Consider the following 17,160-nt stretch of genomic DNA (forward strand, 5'->3'; position numbering starts at 1 on the left):
GGACCGCCGCCCTGCCGGGCGGGTCAGTTCCTACGGGTTGACCACGCAGATCTCATCGGGACGGCAGCCCTCCACTGCCGGTGCCGTGATGTAGAAGGCGTCATCGTCGGCCATGCGTGCCTTCGTGTAGAAGGCTGAGAGGCCCCGGCCCGCGGCCTTCGCCCGGCAGGGCGACGGCGCGCCCGCGCAACGCGGAGACGGACGCCTCCTTGCCGCCGTAGGTGACGATCAGGGGCAGGTGTCCGAGCGACGCGTCGTCGTAGCCGTCGGCCACGAGGCGGGTGACGTCGAAGAGCCGGTCGTCCAGGACGCCGGACGCGAGGTAGCGGCGGGCGGAGTCGGGATAGACGTAGGTGTCGCCGCCCACGGTGAGCACGCGGGCGCCGGTGGGCTCACCGTCGGGCCCCTGGACGGTCACCGTGCCGGGGGCGTCGCCCGCGCCGGGGGAGACGGTGACCTGGTCACCGGTGACCAGGGTGATGACGGAGGGAGCAGCATTGCCGGCGGTGCGGGCGGCCGGGTTGCCGGCCCGACTGCCGGCCGTGACGTTGTCCGCGGAGGAGGCCGCTTGCGGCGTCGCCGCCGCGATGGCCAGGAGGGCGGCCGCGATCACGAGCGGCCGGCGCCGTCCCGCGGACAGGTGGTGGTGTGTCAAAGGGATTCCCTCGACTCGAAGGGGTGAACTGGCGGTCGTACGGGGCCAGTCACGTCCTCGGGACTGGTGGGAGCGTGCTCACCTTGACGCTGTCACGTCATATGCGACAAGATCCGGCCGTCGCGGATACGCGCAAGTGCCCACATGCGCTCGCGTCCGGGCGGTGGCACAGGGAGCTCCATGGACGTGACGGCGGACGACGCCTGGGCCGGAACCGGGCTGGACGCGCTCAGCGGCCGGGTCCTCGAGTACCTGGTGAGCCACGCCCCCGCCGACTGCCCCACCGTGGCGGCTGCGGTCGGTGCCCCGCGCGAAGAGGTCAGGACGGCGCTGCGGTCCCTCGAGGACGCACTCCTCGTCGTCCCCATCGCCGGCCGCCCGCCGCGCTGGAAGGCCGGCCCCCCGCGCTTGTCCCTGGGCGCCCTGCTGGCCCGCAGGCGGGCCGAACTGGCGCGGGCCGAGCTGTACATGGAGCAGCTGCACGACATCTACGACCTGGCGGTCCGCCGGCAGGCTCCGCACCTGGTGGAGGTCCTGGAGGACAACGAGGAGGTCGCCGCACGCTACGCGTACCTCCTCAAGGGCAGCACCCGTGAAGTACTGCACCTGGCCAAGCCGCCCTATGTGACCGGTGCGAGTGCTGCGAGCGGTGTGAGCGGTACGACCGGTGCGACCGGGCTCGCGGGTGCCCCCGCCCAAGGGCAGGCCGCGCAGCCGGAGTTCCGCGAGGGAATCCGGCTGCGGTCGGTCTACGACACCGAGGGCTTCACGGACGCCGTGTCACTGGAGACGGCGCTGCGGGGCAGCGCCGGCGGGGGCGAGTTCCGGCTCAGCTCCCGGCTGCCCGTCAAACTGGTCCTGTTCGACCGGGCCGTCGGCCTCCTGCCCCTGCACGACGACCGTCCTTCGGCGGGATCGCTCGAGGTCCACTCGCCCGCCCTGGTCCACGCGCTCGCCGCGCTGTTCGAGGCCGTCTGGGAGCACGCGGTGCCGGTGTCGCTGGAGAGCCGCCAGGACCGGCCGGCCCCCCGCCCGGCCCCAGAGCCGGCGCGGACCGACGAACGGACCCGGGCGATCCTCGGCCTGATGGCGACCGGGATGAAGGACGACGCCATCGCCCGGGTCCTCGGCATCAGCCGCCGCACCGTGCAGAAGCACGTGAGCGAGGCCGGCCGCGTGCTGGGTGCCAGGACACGCTTCCAGATCGCCCTCCGGGCGACCGAACAGGGCTGGCTGCCGCCGGCGGCAGCCGGCCCGGAGCCGGGTGACCGCGACCGGAGCAGCCAGGGTCCCGGATGACCACCGGGCAGCCGGCACGCGTGCCAGCCGGTCAGGAGGTCGTGCCGGTGACCGAGCCTCCCGACTTCTTCACGTGGTACGTGACGGTGGCGCCGCTCCAGAAGTCGAAGGTGAGCGTCACCGGCGCGCCGTCGTTGATCGCGGAGAGGAAGGTGGCCGTGAGGGTGATGGTGTTGCCCGAGTAGTCCGGGGTGAAGGCGGTGTTGAACTCCTGGTAGGGGGTCCAGTTCGCCGGGCCGGCGTTGCTGCCGTCGGCGTACCTGGCCTCCATGGTCGCCAGCCGGTCACCGCGGAACTGGGCGGGGATGGTGAGGGAGCCGGTCGTGCCGGTCGCGCCCGACAGCACCGGGGTGTCGTAGCTGATGACGCTGATCTGCCAGGGGACGCCCTGGGAGAACCGAGCCTGCAGGGTGGCGTTGACCCCGTAGGCCCGGTTGCCGGCCAGCCGGCTGAGCGCGCTCGCCGTCAGCGTGAGCTGGTTGCCGGAGACGGTGTAGTCCGTGCCGGAGGCCAGCCGGGTGCTGCCCTGCCACAGGCTCTGGAAGCTGGTGCCGTTCGGGTTCAGGGTGAGGGTCTGGGCGGTGATCTGGGCGGACTTGCGCAGGTAGACCATGTCGGAGGAGGCGGTGCCCGAGCGTGTGGTCCAGCCGGCCTTGATCAGGTCCATCAGGCCGGAATCCCGCCACTGCAGGGTGGTGCGGTTCAGGAACGAACCGGCGTCCCACAGAGCGGTGGTGACGCCGTTGCGGCGCGCCTGGTAGCCGAGGTCCTCGAAGTACTTCAGCGCCTCCCCCCGCTCGACGGCGTCGGTGTGGGTGTAGTCGGGGTAGCTGAGCAGGCCGTACTCGCCGAGGTACACGGGGATGCCCTTGGCGACGAACGTGTCGTGCATGCGGGCGAAGGCGTCGCTCATGTCCTTCTGGGAGGTGGCGTCGTACCGGGTGCCGCCGGCGATGTTCACGCTGAACGGCCAGTAGCCGTAGAAGTGCACGGTGGCGACCAGGTTGCTGTCGTGCAGCGAACCCATCGTCGTGGACAGGCTGTCCATGAGGTCCTGCGTGGGTGTGCAGCCCAGGGTGGGCAGGACCAGCAGGCGGTCGGCGTTGCCGCCGCCCGAGGAGCGGACGATGCTGTGGAAGGAGGTGTTCAGCTCGTTCATGAGCTGCGCCTTCTGCGCGTCCGTGGCGTTGTTGAACTGCGGCTCGTTGACGCTCTCGTAGAGCAGTGTGCGCGGCTCGTCGCGGAAGGTCTTCGAGATCTGGGTCCAGGTCGAGTCGAAGCGGGCGAGCACTCCGTCGTGGTCGGTGGGCATGTTCGCGATCCACTCCCACGAGTCGTGGTGGACGTTGAGCACGACGTAGAGGCCGTCGGCGAGCGCCCAGTCGACCACCTGCTTGACGCGGTTCATGAAGGTGGCGTCGATGGTGTACGGCGCGGCGGCCGACTGGTGGTCCTTCCACGTCACCGGGATCCGGACACTGCGGTAGCCCTTGTCGCGGACGGTGTCGAACAGCGCCTTGGTGGCGGACGGGTTGCCCCAGGACGTCTCGTCCGGAATGGCGTCGAGGGTGTTGCCCATGTTCCAGCTGGGCTGCATGGCCGCGACGGCGTCCACCGCGCCGGCCGGAACCCTGATCGCCGCCCGTGCCGGATGCGCCGCGTCCGCGACCGCGGCGAACGCGGTGCCGCCGGGCAGCCCCAGGACGACGAGCAGCGCCAGCAGGAGCGCGGCCAGGCGTCCGTGGCCCTGAGCGCGCCGGCGCGCGCGGTGTCGTACGGTGCCGAGGTCCTTCACGTGTTCGTCCTTTCGGTCGGTCGTGCGGGTGATCCGAACCGAGCCCGGCGGCGACGGGTCGCCGCCGCCGGCCACGTCTGAAGGTGACGGTCCGCCGGGTGACGGGACGCGTGCCGTTCCCCGGTGGAGAGGGGCCCGCGTCCCGGTCCGCCGCAGGACGTGTCAGCGGTCGAGGGGTTCGTAGTCGAACCAGTCGAAGTGGACGGTGCCCGCCGCGGCGTACATGCCGATGACGCGGCCGGTGAAGCCGCCGGCCACCTCGGTCGACAGGTAGCGGCCGTCGAGCGCGGCGAGCACCGTGAAGGTGCCGTCGGGTTCCTCGACACCGAGGGAGACGACGTCGGGTCCGGTGCACGGTCCGTGCGGGGGCCGCGGCTCGCTCGTCGTGACGCCGAGGACCACGGGCCCCTCGGGCACGGCGTGCGTCGCCACCACCGTGCGCAGGGAGCCGACGCGCGCGATGACCCGCACCTGACCGCCGGACGCCTCGACGGCGTAGTGGTGCCGCTCGTCCAGCCGCACGGCGAGCCCGCCGCGTCCCTGCGAGGCATCGGCCAGGGCGCGGGCCCGGCACGCCGGGTGCTGCTGGCGCCGGCCGGTGAACACGACGTCGGGCTCGTCCAGGCAGTCGCCCCGTGCCCGGAGCGTCAGCCAGCCGGGGCGCTCCTTGGTGGTGCAGTGCTCGGCGGACCGGTCCCGCAGCGAGATCCAGGACGGCCGCAGTTCGCTCAGCCCGAAGTCGTCACGGCGCTCCTCGGCGGGGCCGGGCACGAGCGGCCACGGCAGTGCGGGCAGGTCCAGACCGACCTCGCCCACGACCGGCCAGCCGTCCACCCATGTCACCGGGGCCAGGAAGGTCTCCCGGCCCAGAACGTGCCAGCCGGGGGTGCCGCCGTGCGGCCGTACCCCCAGGAAGACCATCCACCAGGAGCCGTCGTGCGCCTGGACCAGGTCCGCGTGGCCGGTGTTCTGCACGGGGTGGTCGGTGCTGCGGTGGGTGAGGACGGGGTTGGCCGGGCACGGTTCGAACGGGCCGGTGGGCGTGGGGCCGCGGGCGATCGAGACGCCGTGGCCGCGCTCGGTGCCGCCCTCGGCGATGAGCAGGTACCAGTGGTCGCCGACCCGGTACAGGTGCGGTGCCTCCGGGGCCAAGGCGCCCGGTGTGCCGGACCACAGCCGGTGCGGTGCGCCGTAGGTCTCTCCGGTGGCGGGGTCGATGCGGACCTGGGCGATCCCGGCGAACGTGCACCAGCAGGTGCCGTCCTCGTCCCAGGCCAGATCGGGATCGATGCCGGGCACGCCCGGCACCCGTACGGGATCCGACCAGGGCCCGGCGGGATCGGTGGCCGTGACGATCAGGTTGCCGGCGCCCTCGGCCACATGGGTGACCATCAGCCAGAAACGTCCGTCGTGGTGGCGCAGGGTGGGGGCGTAGATTCCGCCGGAGGACGGCATGGAAGCAGGCAGGCGCAGTTGCTCCGGCCGGTCCAGGGCATTGCCGATCTGCGTCCAGTGCACCAGGTCACGGCTGTGGAAGACGGGGACACCGGGGAAGTACTCGAAACTGGAGCAGGCGAGGTAGTAGTCCTCGCCGACACGGCAGACGCTGGGGTCGGGGTGGAAGCCGGGGATCACGGGGTTGGCCGCGCCGGCGGCCTGGTGCTGAAGGGGCACCCCTGCTGTCCTTTCGTCGGGTGGACTGCCGTACCGCTGCTCGGTGAGTCGGTGCCTGCGCGGCACCGCCCGCACGGGCGCACGGGCGCACTGGTGAGGTCGTCCGGACGTGCCGGTGCCGGCCGTCGGGGGCATCGCTCAGCGTGCTGGACGAGACGCCCGGCGGCCCTCCTCCTGTGAAATGTCGAAGCGCTTCACCTGGCAGGCGAAGGTAATGACAGCTTCCGCACAAGACAAGGGGCCTCGACGCAAAGAAACTTTCGTCCGCCGCGATCATCGCCGACTCGTCGGACGAGGGGTCGGCATCGAAGCGCTTCAACCATGTCTTTCCGAGTGAAACCGCACCTCGACCGGTGGCCGCGCCGTGGTTCCACCCCGCCTCGCCCGCCGCCGGCGAGGGCGCGCCGTCACTTCGGATCGATCACCGCTTCGACGGCAGGGGCCAGGCCGTCCTCGATCTCGTCCACCGTCAGCCCGGTCACCGCGGGAAGGCGCAGCAGATAACGGGTCAGGCCCAGCCCCAGGAGCTGGGCGGAGACGAGACCGGCGCGGCGCGCGGCGCGCTCCGGCCCGAGGGCGGCGCGCAAGGCCGGGGCGATCTGGGCCGCGAAGATCTCGTGCATGCGCGCGGCGGCGTGTTCGTTGGTGACTGCCGAGCGCAGCAGGACGAGCAGCGCGTCGTCCGCGGGGTCGCCCTCCCAGCGCCGGAGGAAGTGCCGTACCAGGGTCCGGGCGAGTTCGCCGGCCGGAACGCCGGTGAGGTCCGGCAGTCGCAGGTCGATGGAGAGTGCCGCGTCGAAGAGCTGGGCCTTGTTGCCGAAGTAGCGCATGACCATCGACGGGTCGATGCCGGCGTCGGACGCGACGGCCCGGATGGTGGTGCGTTCGTACCCCTGGGCCGCGAAGCGTTCGCGGGCGGCGCGCAGGATCGCGGCCTTGGTGCGGTCGGAACGCCTGTCGTGGGCCGTGTCGGCGGTCTGGCTGTTCTGAGTCATGCCAACAACTGTAGGCCCATGCGTGTTGACTTTCCGGCCGGGGGGTGCCCATCATGTCAACAAGCGTTGGCCTACAAGCGTGGGCAAACGTTTGTTGATCCCTTTTCTCCGGACCCGACTGGGAGACTCCGTCATGAACGAACCGCTTCCCGCACGCACCGAGATCGCCATCGTCGGCGGCGGTCCGACCGGCCTCGCGCTGGCTGTGACGCTCGCCTCCGCCGGTGTCGACTTCGTCGTCCTGGACCGGCTGGCGGAGGGCGCGAACACCTCGCGTGCCGCCGTCGTGCACGCGCGCACCCTGGAAGTGCTGGACGAACTGGGAGCCTCCGAGGAACTGGTCGCGCGCGGACTCCAGGTCACCCGGTTCGCCGTCCGTGACGGCTCCCGCCGACTGCTGACCGTGCCGTTCGAAGCGCTGCCCACCCCTCACCCGTACACGTTGATGGTTCCGCAGTACGAGACCGAGAGCGTGCTGCTGGCCCGGCTCCGGGCACTCGGCGGCGATGTGCACCGCCCCTACGAGGTCACCTCCGTCGTCCAGGGGGAGGACGGCGTGACACTCACCATGAGCACGGGGGAGACCCTGCGGGCCGCCTACGCCGTCGGCGCCGACGGCATGCACAGCGTCGTGCGCGAGGCGGCCGGCATCGGGTTCACCGGCGACTCCTACGCCGAGTCCTTCGTACTCGCCGACGTCGTCATGGACTGGCTTCCCGGCCCCGCCGAGGTGTCGCTGACCTTCGGGACCACCGGTCTCACCGTCGTCGCCCCGCTCCCCGCGGGCCACTACCGGGTGGTGGCCACCGTGGACGAGGCTCCGACCGCCCCCGACCTCGCCTTCGTCCAGCACCTGCTCGACGAGCGAGCCCCGGGCCGGGCGAGGGTGACCGGGCTCGTCTGGTCCTCCCGGTTCCGGGTGCACCACCGGGTCGCCGAGCGGTACCGCAGCGGCCGCCTGTTCCTGGCCGGTGACGCCGCACACGTACACAGCCCCGCGGGCGGCCAGGGCATGAACACCGGCATCCAGGACGCCCACGCCCTCGGCAGGGCGTTCGTCACCGGGCAGCTCGACGGCTACGAGGCACGCCGCCGCCCCGTCGCACAGCGCGTCGTCGCCTTCACCCACCGGATGACCCGGGTGGCCACCACCCGCAACCCCGTGGCCCGCGGCGCCCGCAACCTCGTGCTTCCGCTGCTGGGGCTCACGCGCATGCCGAACAAGCTCGCCACCGAACTCGCCGAGCTCAACTACCGGTAGCCCGCTAGCCCGGTAGCCCCGTAGCCCGGTCGCCCTTCACGCCAGGTGCGGCTCGGCACCGTGGAGCCGGGCACGAGCCGGCGGCGGCCCGTCGGCCGCGCCGGGTCCCCGCGCAGGGCCGGGGCCGCGTGCGGTGCCTTCGGGACGGGGCCGAAGCCTGGGGTGCGACCCCAGTGTCGCGCCCTGTCGATTCCACTTCGCTGGAGCCTCGCCGTGCGCACTGCGGCGCATCAGGAACACCGTTCCGTCACCTCGCCACTGACGTCGAGTGCTCGGAAGAAGAGGTCTCCAGCCCTTCCCAGAAAGTGATCAGTGATGACAACCACCCAGTCATCGGCACACACCGCGGCGTCCGAGCGGCAGGTTCGTCACGGGCCTGTCCTCGCCGTCACCTGCCTGGCACTGGCCACCGTCGTCTCCGCGATGGCTTCGCTCAACGTGGCTCTTCCCGACATCGCCCGTGAGACACAGGCGGACCAGACGCAATTGTCCTGGATCATCGACGCCTACAGCCTCGTGTTCGCCGCGCTGCTGCTGCCCGCCGGAGCGCTCGGGGACCGGTTCGGACGTCGTCGCGCGCTGGTGGCGGGACTCGCCCTGTTCGGGCTGGCGTCCGCGGCGGCTGCCGTCAGCACGACCCCTGAAGTGCTCATCGCGTTGCGGGCGGTGCTCGGTGTGGGCGCGGCACTGGTCATGCCGGCCACCCTGTCGACCATCACCAGTACGTTCCCCCGTGCTCGGCGTGCCGGAGCCGTGGGGGTGTGGTCGGCGGTCGCCGGCGCCAGCGCGGTTCTGGGATTGCTGGCTTCGGGCACTCTGCTGGAATTCTTCTCCTGGCCCGCCGTCTTCTGGCTCAACGTCGGGCTGGCCGTCGCAGCCGTTTTCGGCACACTTCGTCTGGTTCCTGAATCCGCCGAGTCAGAGCCCGCACCGCTGGATGTCGTCGGAGGCGTCCTGGTCACGCTGGGACTCGGCATCGGTGTTTACGCGGTGATCGAAGCTCCCGAGGCCGGCTGGAGTGATCCCTCCACCCTGGGGGGAATCTGTGCCGGCCTGGCGGTTCTCGCTGTTTTCGTTGCCTGGGAATGGCGTCAGGAATACCCGCTCCTCAATCCGCGTCTGTTCCGTAACCGGAGATTCTCCGCCGGGTCGATCTCGATCACTCTGCAGTTTTTCGCGTTCTTTGGGTTCATCTTCGTGGTGATGCAGTACCTGCAGCTTGTCCGCCAGGACAGCGCACTGGTCGCCGCTCTGAGCATCCTGCCCATGCCGGCGGCGCTCATGCCCACTTCCCGGATCAGTCACCGCCTCACCGGTCGCTTCGGCGAACGAGGTCCCTGGTTCACAGGCCTGCTCCTGGTGGGGCTGGCCCTCGCTCTTCTGTCCCAGCTCGAGGCCGACAGCTCGTACTGGTTCGTCGTGAGCGGTCTCGTTCCACTGGGAGCCGGACTCGGACTGGCCATGGCTCCGGCCACCACCGCGATCACGGACGCCCTTCCGAAGTCTCTCCAGAACGTCGGCTCCGCCATGAACGACCTCTCGCGTGAGGTGGGAGGTGCACTCGGCATAGCGGTCCTCGGCAGTCTCCTGAACGCCACCTACCGGGACGAACTGAAACTGCCGAGGGTGAGCGGCGAGGTGGCGGATGCGGCCCGGTCGTCGCTGGCCGCGGCACATCACATCGGCGGGCCGGTGGCGGCTCAGGCCCAGAGGGCGTTCATCGACGCCCTGCAAACGGCCCTCCTGTGCGCATCCGGCGTCGCACTGGCGGCTGCCGTCATCGTGTCCGTTCTGCTGCACCGCCGGAACAACGCCTTCTGACCGGCCCCAGCCCGGCCGCCCGGGACTCGGCGTGCAGCGGCACCTCGCGGCACGCCGTGAGGTCTCTGCCCAGCCGTCGGAGTACGGCGTCGGCAGCCGTCGCCGGCTGACCTGCGGATCCTCCGAAGCCCGCGGCGCGCCTCCGGTCGGACCGCCCTCACCTGCGTCGAACACCGACGTGCCGGCCGGTCCGCCGAGAGCGGCAGCCACGGTCGACCGCCCGCCGCCCCAGACGTTCCGGCCGACTCGCCCAAGCTCGGCGGGAACCAGCACCGCCCCACCCGGCGTCACGTGGCGCAGACGGAGCGGCACCGCTCCTCCACCGGTTGGCGGGGCCGGTGAACGCCCATCGGGGCCTCCCCACGGATCCGCCGGAGTGGACGAGGGTACAGAACCGGAGCAAGCTGATGGGATGACCGGTCCCGGCGCACAGGACTTGCTCGAGCGTGCTGCGGAGTCTGCCGCCATGACCGCGGCGGCACATGCGGCGGCTGGTGGCCAGGGCAGCCTTCTGGTGTTCGAGGGCGAAGCGGGCATCGGAAAGACCCGCCTACTGCTTGAGGCCCGCGCCATCTCGGCAGACGCGGGCTTCCGCATCGCCAGGGCGAGGGCCTCGGAGCTGGAACGCGATCTCGCTTTCGGTGTCACTAGACAGTTGTTCGAGCCGCTGCTGCGCGCCGGCTGCGATGCTGGGCCCGACTCTCCATGGGAAGGCTCGGCGGCTCAGGCCCGCGAGGTGTTCACAGCAGCCGATCCGGCGGCACCTGTCGGTGATTTCGCCGTACTGCACGGATTGTTCTGGCTCACGGTCAACGTCGGCCACGATCGCCCTCTGGCCCTGCTCATCGACGACCTGCAGTGGTGCGACACCCAGTCCCTGGAGTTCCTCGTCTACCTGCTGGCACGGATAGACGAGCTTCCCCTGCTCATCGTGGCCACGATGCGGACGGGAGAAACGGTCGCCGCCGAGCCCCTCCTGCGGCAGATCGCCACGGATCCCAGTGCGAAGGTGTACCGCCCCAAGCCCCTGAGCGACCGGGCCGTCACGCAGTTGCTGCGTCACGAACTGTCGTCGGACGTGCACAGAGAATTCGCCCTGGCATGTCATCAGGCCACCGGCGGCAACCCCTTGCTGCTTCGGGAGCTGGCCAGAACACTCACCGAGGAAGAGTTCACCGCGAGTGCCGTCGACGCCGGCAAGGTCGCCGACCTCGAGCCACGTGCGATCAGCCGGATCGTGAGGACTCGCCTGGCCCGTGTCCCGCTCGAGTCGGTCTCCCTCGCCAAGGCGGTGGCGATCCTCGGCGACCGAGCCGACCTGGCGATTGCCGCACGTCTTGCGGGGCAGGAATTCACGACCGCTCTGGAGAGCACCGCGCCCCTGGAGCGAACCGGGTTCATCGGCACCGAACAGACGGACAGTCGCGTCCGGCTGACGTTCACCCATCCTCTGGTACGGACCGCGGTCTACAACATGATGACCCTTGCCGAGCGGGCCGGGGCCCATCGGCGGGCGGCGGAGCTGATGTCCGCGGCCGGATCGGATCCCGAACGGGTCGCCGCTCACCTGCTGCGCACCCCACCGGCGCACGACGCGGCGGTTGTCGAAGCGCTGCGTTCCGCAGCCGCGTCCGCGCGAGCGCACGGCGCTCCTGCCGGGGCCTACACCTACCTGCGCCGCGCCCTGGACGAGTCGTCCGCCGGTGAGGAGCGTCTGGCCTTGCTGTCCGAGGCCGGACAGGCGGCGCTGCTGGTGGATCTCGGTGTTGCCGTGTCTCTGCTCCGACAGGCCTACGAGTCGGCTTCCCTACCTCGGCTCAAGGCCATGATCGGGTACTCGCTCGGAGCGGCGCTGCTTTACACCGTACGTACGAGCGAGGCCAAGAAGATCCTCATGGAGTCGGCCGAACTGACTCCGAAGAGCGAAACGGAGCTGCTCCGCCACATCCAGTCCTACATCCTGAACATCCCGGTCGTCGAATCCGGCCGGCACGAGGACATCGAGAAACTCCTGACCGATCTCCGCCGCCTTCCCCCGGAAGGGCGGGTGGGCAGTAGGCTGCTGGACTGCATCATCGCCTACCACGACATGATGCGGTCGGATCCACGGGCCGGAAGCCGAGCACTCCGCGGCCTGTCCGACGGAGTCCTGGTTCGCCACGCCAATGGTGAAAGTCCCATGGTCTGCGGATGGATCACCTTGCTCGCGGCCGAAAAGCCCCAGGTCAGCACAAGCCTTGAAGCAGCCATCAAACAGGCCCACAGACACGGCTCGCTGCGTGACGCGACCGTTGCCTCCCTGTTCCGCGGAGCCGACTACCTGCAACAGGGATTTCTTGACGACGCGGTGGTCATGCTGCGTGAGGCGGTGAGAACCGGCAAGAGCGCGAACGCCGTGATCGCGCTGCCCATCGCCAGGTCCTACCTCGCCGAGGCGCTTCTGGAACAGGGCTCCGCACAGGAAGCGGCTTCGGTGCTGACCGAGGAAGATGCGAATGAAAAGGCACTGGCGCCCGCGTATTTCTTCGCCCGCACACAGTCCCCGGTCCTGCTGCACACCGGAGATGCCCAGCATGCTTTCGAATCCGCTGTGGCCTGTGGTCGCTGTTGCGAAGGGTTCGGGATAACCAACCCCTCGCTCGTGCCGTGGCGGTCCGACGCCGTATGGAGCCTGCACGTGTTGGGGCGCGGCGAGGAAGCCCGCGCGTACGCCGGGGAAGAACTCGAACTGGCTCGCAGGTGGGGCAGTCCGCGCGCCCTGGGGCGCGCTCTGCGAAGCATGGCGACCGCGACTCCGAAAGAGGGCATGGAATTCCTGGAGGAAGCAGTCGAGGTCCTGAAGCAGTCGAACGCGAACCTCGAAAAAGCAAAGGCACTCGCAGAGTATGGCGCGGCACTGCGCCGCGCCGGCCGGCGTCAGGCGTCCCGTAAGCCGCTCCACGAAGCTCTTGATCTGGCGAGCCGATGCGGCGCCCTCCCCCTGGTGAAGCGGGTCCGGGCGGAACTCGCCGCTGCCGGGGGCCAGCCGCGACGCACTGCGGTCACCGGGCCGGAATCTCTCACCCCGAGCGAGCGCCGCGTGGCGGAGCTGGCCGCCGAAGGGGCCACGAACCGTCACATCGCACAGACTCTGTTCGTCACGCCCAAGACGATCGAGCTCCACCTTTCCAACGTCTATCGCAAGCTGGGCAACGTCACTCGCGGCGAACTCTCCGAGGCGCTCGCCGTACCGGCCCGGAGGCGGGCACCGCACTGAATCCGGCCGGACGCCCGGCTCTGGCCACGTGCCGCCCTCGGCCGCTGGGCGTGAGCCTCGCGTCCCGGCGCGGCACTGGTACGGCACGGTCGAGCACACGCCGTGGTGCCACGTCTTCCTCGCGTACCCCGGGAGGGCGAAAGACGCTCAGGCGGCGGCCAGGTCGGCCCACTGTCCGCTTTCGCCGTCCCGGGTGTCGACGCTGGAGTCGATGCCGAGCATGCTCACGATGCCGCCACCACGGCCGTGCTCGTCGGGCTGACAACTGGCGGTCCACGGCCCCGGGTGCGGGGCGGCCCCGCCGTCGGTGACCTTGATGCGGATGACGGGCCTGCCTTGGACCCGGCCGCGGCACAGGTGCAATGCGACCGGCGGCAGTGCGTGCTCGACAGCGTTGGTGACCAGTTCGGAAACGATCAGCATGGCGTCGTAGACGGCGTCCTCGTCCACCGACCAGCCGGCCAGCACGGTACGCGCGGTGTGGCGGGCGGTGGCAACGGAGCTGGCCCGGTGGTCGAGCTCGCACACGAAGACCTCGGTGTGAACAGTCGGTGTCGAGGCGGTCCGGTCGGTCATCTCGATCACATCCACTTCTTCAAAGCCATCTGGCGCGGAACATCCGCCTCTCCACCACACCGCCGCACACCCTCCCGCCACATGGGGGTTCGACCCCAGACCCCACCCCACCCTGGTCTTTGAGCGCTCAAGCCCCATGGGCTCCGCCCGCGCCGAGACATGCCGTCAGGCCCCCGACGCGGGTTGCCGTGCCGTGTCCGCCGAGAGGCTTCGGCTGTCGGTGCCGGCCGCCCTCGCACGGCACACACCGGGCGGAGTCCTTTGGACCGGCGCACGAGCCCCGTTCCGTCGCCCAAACGAGTGCACATGGAAGCGCCGATGCTGCCCCGTGGCGGCCCCCTGAGTCCGATGCGGGCACCGGGCGGGCCAGAATCACCCCGCCGCGGCCGGCCAGGGCGGTTCCGGCCACGGCACACAGGACACCGACTGTCCCGTCACGGAACCGGCCGCCGAGCAGGACCATTCCCACACAGCCGGCGACCACGGGGTTGGCCACGCTCACGACCGCCGGACCGCCGGACCGCCGGACCGCCAGACCCAGGGCCAACCCGCTGTGACAGGCCGACTGTGACCACGCCACGCCTGCTGCCGCGAGCGCAGCACACAACGTCGCAGCCGCCAGCAGGGCCGGCTGGCCGGTGCTGTGCCGCAACCCGCGCTCGGACGCCTCCATCACCGGACTCTGGGTCAAAGGGCACGGATCATCCCCTCGATCAGGTCCCTGCCCTTGGCGCGCCGGCGTCAGCGGACCGGGGTGAGATCCCGGCCGTGCCTGCCGTCGTCCCTGGTGCCGTCGTTGTCCGCGGCCGGTGCCGAGGCGTTACCGCCCGCGCCTTCCAGGTCCACGCGCGGCAGGATGCGGTCCAGGAAGCGGGGGAGCTTCCAGGAGGCGTCGCCCATGAGTTTCATCAGGGCGGGGACCAGGACCAGCCGGACGACGAAGGCATCGACCGCGACGGCCAGCGCCAGGCCCAGACCGAACATCTTGATGACGGGGTCGTCCCCGATGACGAAGCATCCGAAGACGGTCACCATGATGATCGCGGCCGCGCTGACGACCCGTCCGGTGTGGGCCACGCCTTCCACCACCGAGGTCTGGGGATCGCGGGTGCGGTCGTACTCCTCGCGGATGCGGCTGACCACGAACACCTCGTAGTCCATGGACAGGCCGAACAGGATCGCGAAGAGCATCATCGGGACGAAGCTGATGATGGGTACGGTGCCGTCCAGCCCGATCAGCTCGTTGCCGATGCTCTCCTGGAACACCGCGGTCACCACGCCGAAGGCGGCGAACACCGACAGGACGTTGAGCAGGGCGGCCTTGACCGGCACCAGCACGGAACGGAACGCGACGAGCAGCAGCAGCAGGGAGATGCCGACGACGGAACCGATGAACAGCACCAGGCGGTCGCTGATCCGCTCGGCCATGTCGATGTTGGCGGCCGTCGGGCCGGTGACGTGGGCCTCGGTACCGGTGCCGGACAGGGAAGCGGGCAGTACCTCTGTGCGGATGTGGTCCACGAGTGTGGAGGTCGCCTCGTCCTGCGGCGAGGTGGTGGGTACCGCGGACACGATCGCCGTGGTGCCGGTCTCGTTGGGCACCGCCGGGCTGACGCCTGCGATGCCGTGGTCGTGGGAGACCGCCTCGATGACACGGGTGCTGTCGGCCTTCAGTGCCTGCTGGTTCGTGCTGCTCAGCGAGATGGTCAGCGGCCCGTTGAAACCGGGCCCGAAGGCGTCGGCGAGGTGGTCGTAGGCCACACGCTGGGTGGTGCTCTCGTTCTTGGTGCCGTTGTCGGGCTGGCCCAGGCGCATGTCGAGGGCCGGAACGGCCAGAATGCCCATCAGCAGCACCGAGGCGGTGACCGCGGTCTTGGGACGGCGGGTGACCGCGGTGGCCCAGCGCCGCCAGAACGCGCTGCCGTGCGGGGTCGGACGGTGCTTGAGGACCCGGAGTCCGCCGATGCGGTGCCCGAGCAGGCCGAGCAGGGCGGGCAGCAGGGTGATGGCGGCCAGCACCATGACGCCGACCACGATGGCCGAGGCGTAGCCGAAGGAGCCGACGTAGGGGATGCCGACCAGTTGCAGGCCCATCAGGGCGATCACGACGGTGAAGCCCGCGAAGATCAGGGCCTGGCCGGCGGTGGCCAGCGAGTGCCCTGCGGACTCCTCGGGATCCATGCCGTTGTCGAGGTTGGTCCGGTGCCGGGTGACCAGGAACAGGGCGTAGTCGATGCCCACTCCCAGGCCGATCATCGTCGCCACGGTGGGTGCCGGGGAGCCGACCGTGGCGAGCTGGGAGAGCAGCATGTTGCCCGCGGTGCCGACCGCCAGGCCGAACAGTGCGGTGACGATGGGCAGGCCCATGGCTACGAAGGTACCGAAGGACACCAGCAGGATCACCATGGCGGCGATCAGGCCGATCAGCTCGGACTTGGACTCGGCCTTGGTGGAGTTGTCCACCAGCGCACCCTGGTAGGAGAGTGCGATCCCGGCCCCCTCGGCGGGTTCGGCGGCCTTCTCCAGAGCCTCGAAGTCCTTCTCGCCGAGGTCGTCGATGGGCACCCCGTAGGCGACGGTGGTGTAGCCGGTCCTGCCGTCCTGCGACAGCGTGGTGGTGCCGCCGGTCACCGGATCGGGGGCGGCGACCACGTGCGGCAGCGCCTGGATGTGACGGCTGGCCTCGGCCAGTGCCGCCCGGGGCCGCGTGGAGTCCAGCCGCCCTGATTCGGCATGGTAGACCACCATCACCGACGTGCCCGACGCCTGCGGGAACTCCTTCTCCAGCACTTCCTGCGCGCGGGTGGAGTCACTGCCCGGAACCGTGAGCCGGTCGACGTAGCCCGACCCGCCGACCGCGCTGACTGCGCCGAACACGGCGACCAGCAGCAGAACCCACCCCAGCAGGACCCGCCACGGATGCCGGGCGCTGGAGCGGCCGAGTCGATGAAGCAGCGATGACATTGTCTTTTCCTCGCCGATGGGGGAGTGGGAATCCGTCTGCGCTCAGACAACGTCGTCGCGGCGCCGTGCAGCGACGGGGGTCCCCCCCTGCACAGACCCCTGCTTTTCGTGCAGCGGTCGTACCAGTTCGGTCGGGGACGTGATGCCCGGCCGTCTCTGAGGAGCTGGCCGCCGCTCGGGACGCCCCTGCCTCAGCGGGTGCTCTCTCCCGTCGCCCCCCCGTACGAGGTGGATCCGATGCGAGGGGTCGGAGATCAGCGCGATGACCGCACCTGACAGTGGCCACCGCACGCGTCGATCACCGTCACGGTCACCAGCCACGCACGTCGGATCCATCGAACTCGCCATCCCCGAGCTCGGACGACCAGGAGAACGAGCGGCGCACGGGCTTGGTTCAGGGCAGCGCGGGCGGCGGCGAGTTCCGTCTCAGCTCCCGGCTGCCTGTCGACCTCGTCCTGTTCGACGGGGCCGTCGCCGTTCTGCCCCCTGCACGACGACGGTCCCTCGGCGGCACCACCGGAGGTCCGCTCGCCCGCCCCGCGCCCGGCCCGGGAGTCGGCGCGGATCGACGAACGGACCGGGGCGGTCATCGGCCTGATGCCGATGACCGGGGTGAAGGAGGACGCCATCGCCCGGGTCCTGGGCATCAGCCTCCGCTCCGTGCAGAAACACGTGAGCGAGGCCGACCGCGTACTGGGTGCCAGGACACGCTCGCAGATTGCCCTCCGGACAACCGAACAGGGCCTGCTGCCGCCTACGGCGCCGGCCCCGGACCGGTGGGGGCGGGCAGAGAGCACGGTGTCGTGGACGGTGGCCCAGTCGAGATCCCGGTCCCGGTGCTCGGCGGCGGCGTCGACGAGCAGG

General features: G+C 70.5%; 10 protein-coding genes and 1 pseudogene. 5 read left to right on the plus strand and 6 right to left on the minus strand.

Annotated features, from left to right (window positions below; genetic code table 11):
- Nucleotides 1–100: 100 nt before the first annotated feature.
- Nucleotides 101–655, minus strand: coding sequence for a hypothetical protein (locus tag ABZX30_RS35030; RefSeq protein WP_355941525.1), 555 nt, complete (start codon nucleotides 653–655; stop codon nucleotides 101–103).
- 180 nt (nucleotides 656–835) lie between these two features.
- Between ABZX30_RS35030 and ABZX30_RS35035 the strand changes: the two genes are divergently transcribed.
- Nucleotides 836–1,954: a helix-turn-helix transcriptional regulator gene (locus ABZX30_RS35035; protein ID WP_355941528.1), complete on the plus strand. Its 1,119-nt coding sequence runs from the start codon at nucleotides 836–838 to the stop codon at nucleotides 1,952–1,954.
- 31 nt (nucleotides 1,955–1,985) lie between these two features.
- Here ABZX30_RS35035 and ABZX30_RS35040 read toward each other — a convergent pair whose 3' ends face one another.
- From ABZX30_RS35040 to ABZX30_RS35050, 3 genes are all read right to left on the minus strand, one after another.
- The gene (locus ABZX30_RS35040) at nucleotides 1,986–3,749 is read right to left on the minus strand and encodes a cellulase family glycosylhydrolase (RefSeq protein WP_355941531.1); all 1,764 of its coding nucleotides are present in this window, start codon (nucleotides 3,747–3,749) and stop codon (nucleotides 1,986–1,988) included.
- A 162-nt stretch (nucleotides 3,750–3,911) separates the two neighbouring features.
- Complete coding sequence (locus ABZX30_RS35045) at nucleotides 3,912–5,423, minus strand: glycoside hydrolase family 43 protein (RefSeq protein ID WP_355941534.1); 1,512 nt, start codon at nucleotides 5,421–5,423, stop codon at nucleotides 3,912–3,914.
- 407 nt (nucleotides 5,424–5,830) lie between these two features.
- On the minus strand, nucleotides 5,831–6,418 hold the full coding sequence (locus ABZX30_RS35050) for a TetR family transcriptional regulator (RefSeq protein WP_355941537.1): 588 nt from the start codon (nucleotides 6,416–6,418) through the stop codon (nucleotides 5,831–5,833).
- A 133-nt stretch (nucleotides 6,419–6,551) separates the two neighbouring features.
- Here ABZX30_RS35050 and ABZX30_RS35055 point away from each other — a divergent pair, with 133 nt between their 5' ends.
- The 3 genes from ABZX30_RS35055 to ABZX30_RS35065 all read left to right on the plus strand — a co-directional run bounded on the left by ABZX30_RS35055 (nucleotide 6,552) and on the right by ABZX30_RS35065 (nucleotide 12,756).
- Nucleotides 6,552–7,679, plus strand: a complete 1,128-nt coding sequence (locus ABZX30_RS35055; RefSeq protein ID WP_355941540.1) for an FAD-dependent monooxygenase — start codon at nucleotides 6,552–6,554, stop codon at nucleotides 7,677–7,679.
- A 315-nt stretch (nucleotides 7,680–7,994) separates the two neighbouring features.
- Nucleotides 7,995–9,500 (plus strand): MFS transporter, encoded by a 1,506-nt coding sequence (locus ABZX30_RS35060; RefSeq protein ID WP_355941543.1) that lies wholly within the window; start codon nucleotides 7,995–7,997, stop codon nucleotides 9,498–9,500.
- A gap of 412 nt (nucleotides 9,501–9,912) precedes the next feature.
- On the plus strand, nucleotides 9,913–12,756 hold the full coding sequence (locus ABZX30_RS35065) for an AAA family ATPase (RefSeq protein WP_355941545.1): 2,844 nt from the start codon (nucleotides 9,913–9,915) through the stop codon (nucleotides 12,754–12,756).
- Between the two features lie 147 nt (nucleotides 12,757–12,903).
- Here the strand turns inward: ABZX30_RS35065 and ABZX30_RS35070 are convergent, their stop codons facing one another.
- Both ABZX30_RS35070 and ABZX30_RS35075 read right to left on the minus strand, forming a co-directional pair.
- The gene (locus tag ABZX30_RS35070; RefSeq protein WP_355941551.1) at nucleotides 12,904–13,332 is read right to left on the minus strand and encodes an ATP-binding protein; all 429 of its coding nucleotides are present in this window, start codon (nucleotides 13,330–13,332) and stop codon (nucleotides 12,904–12,906) included.
- Nucleotides 13,333–14,073: 741 nt separating this feature from the next.
- Nucleotides 14,074–16,296, minus strand: a complete 2,223-nt coding sequence (locus ABZX30_RS35075; protein WP_355941548.1) for an MMPL family transporter — start codon at nucleotides 16,294–16,296, stop codon at nucleotides 14,074–14,076.
- A gap of 603 nt (nucleotides 16,297–16,899) precedes the next feature.
- On the opposite strand from ABZX30_RS35075, the pseudogene ABZX30_RS35080 reads away from it, so the two are divergent.
- Nucleotides 16,900–17,160, plus strand: a pseudogene (locus ABZX30_RS35080) (hypothetical protein); the annotation flags it as partial.

It is taken from the genome of Streptomyces sp. NPDC004542, from assembly GCF_040610035.1.
In the GTDB taxonomy this organism is placed as follows: domain Bacteria; phylum Actinomycetota; class Actinomycetes; order Streptomycetales; family Streptomycetaceae; genus Streptomyces.

Excerpts from the sequence above, each read along its gene's own strand:
- ABZX30_RS35035 (WP_355941528.1), top strand. The coding sequence starts at position 836 with ATGGACGTGACGGCGGACGACGCCTGGGCCGGAACCGGGCTGGACGCG.
- ABZX30_RS35050 (WP_355941537.1), bottom strand. The coding sequence starts at position 6,418 with ATGACTCAGAACAGCCAGACCGCCGACACGGCCCACGACAGGCGTTCC.
- ABZX30_RS35055 (WP_355941540.1), top strand. The coding sequence starts at position 6,552 with ATGAACGAACCGCTTCCCGCACGCACCGAGATCGCCATCGTCGGCGGC.
- ABZX30_RS35060 (WP_355941543.1), top strand. The coding sequence starts at position 7,995 with ATGACAACCACCCAGTCATCGGCACACACCGCGGCGTCCGAGCGGCAG.
- ABZX30_RS35065 (WP_355941545.1), top strand. The coding sequence starts at position 9,913 with ATGACCGGTCCCGGCGCACAGGACTTGCTCGAGCGTGCTGCGGAGTCT.
- ABZX30_RS35070 (WP_355941551.1), bottom strand. The coding sequence starts at position 13,332 with ATGACCGACCGGACCGCCTCGACACCGACTGTTCACACCGAGGTCTTC.
- ABZX30_RS35075 (WP_355941548.1), bottom strand. The coding sequence starts at position 16,296 with ATGTCATCGCTGCTTCATCGACTCGGCCGCTCCAGCGCCCGGCATCCG.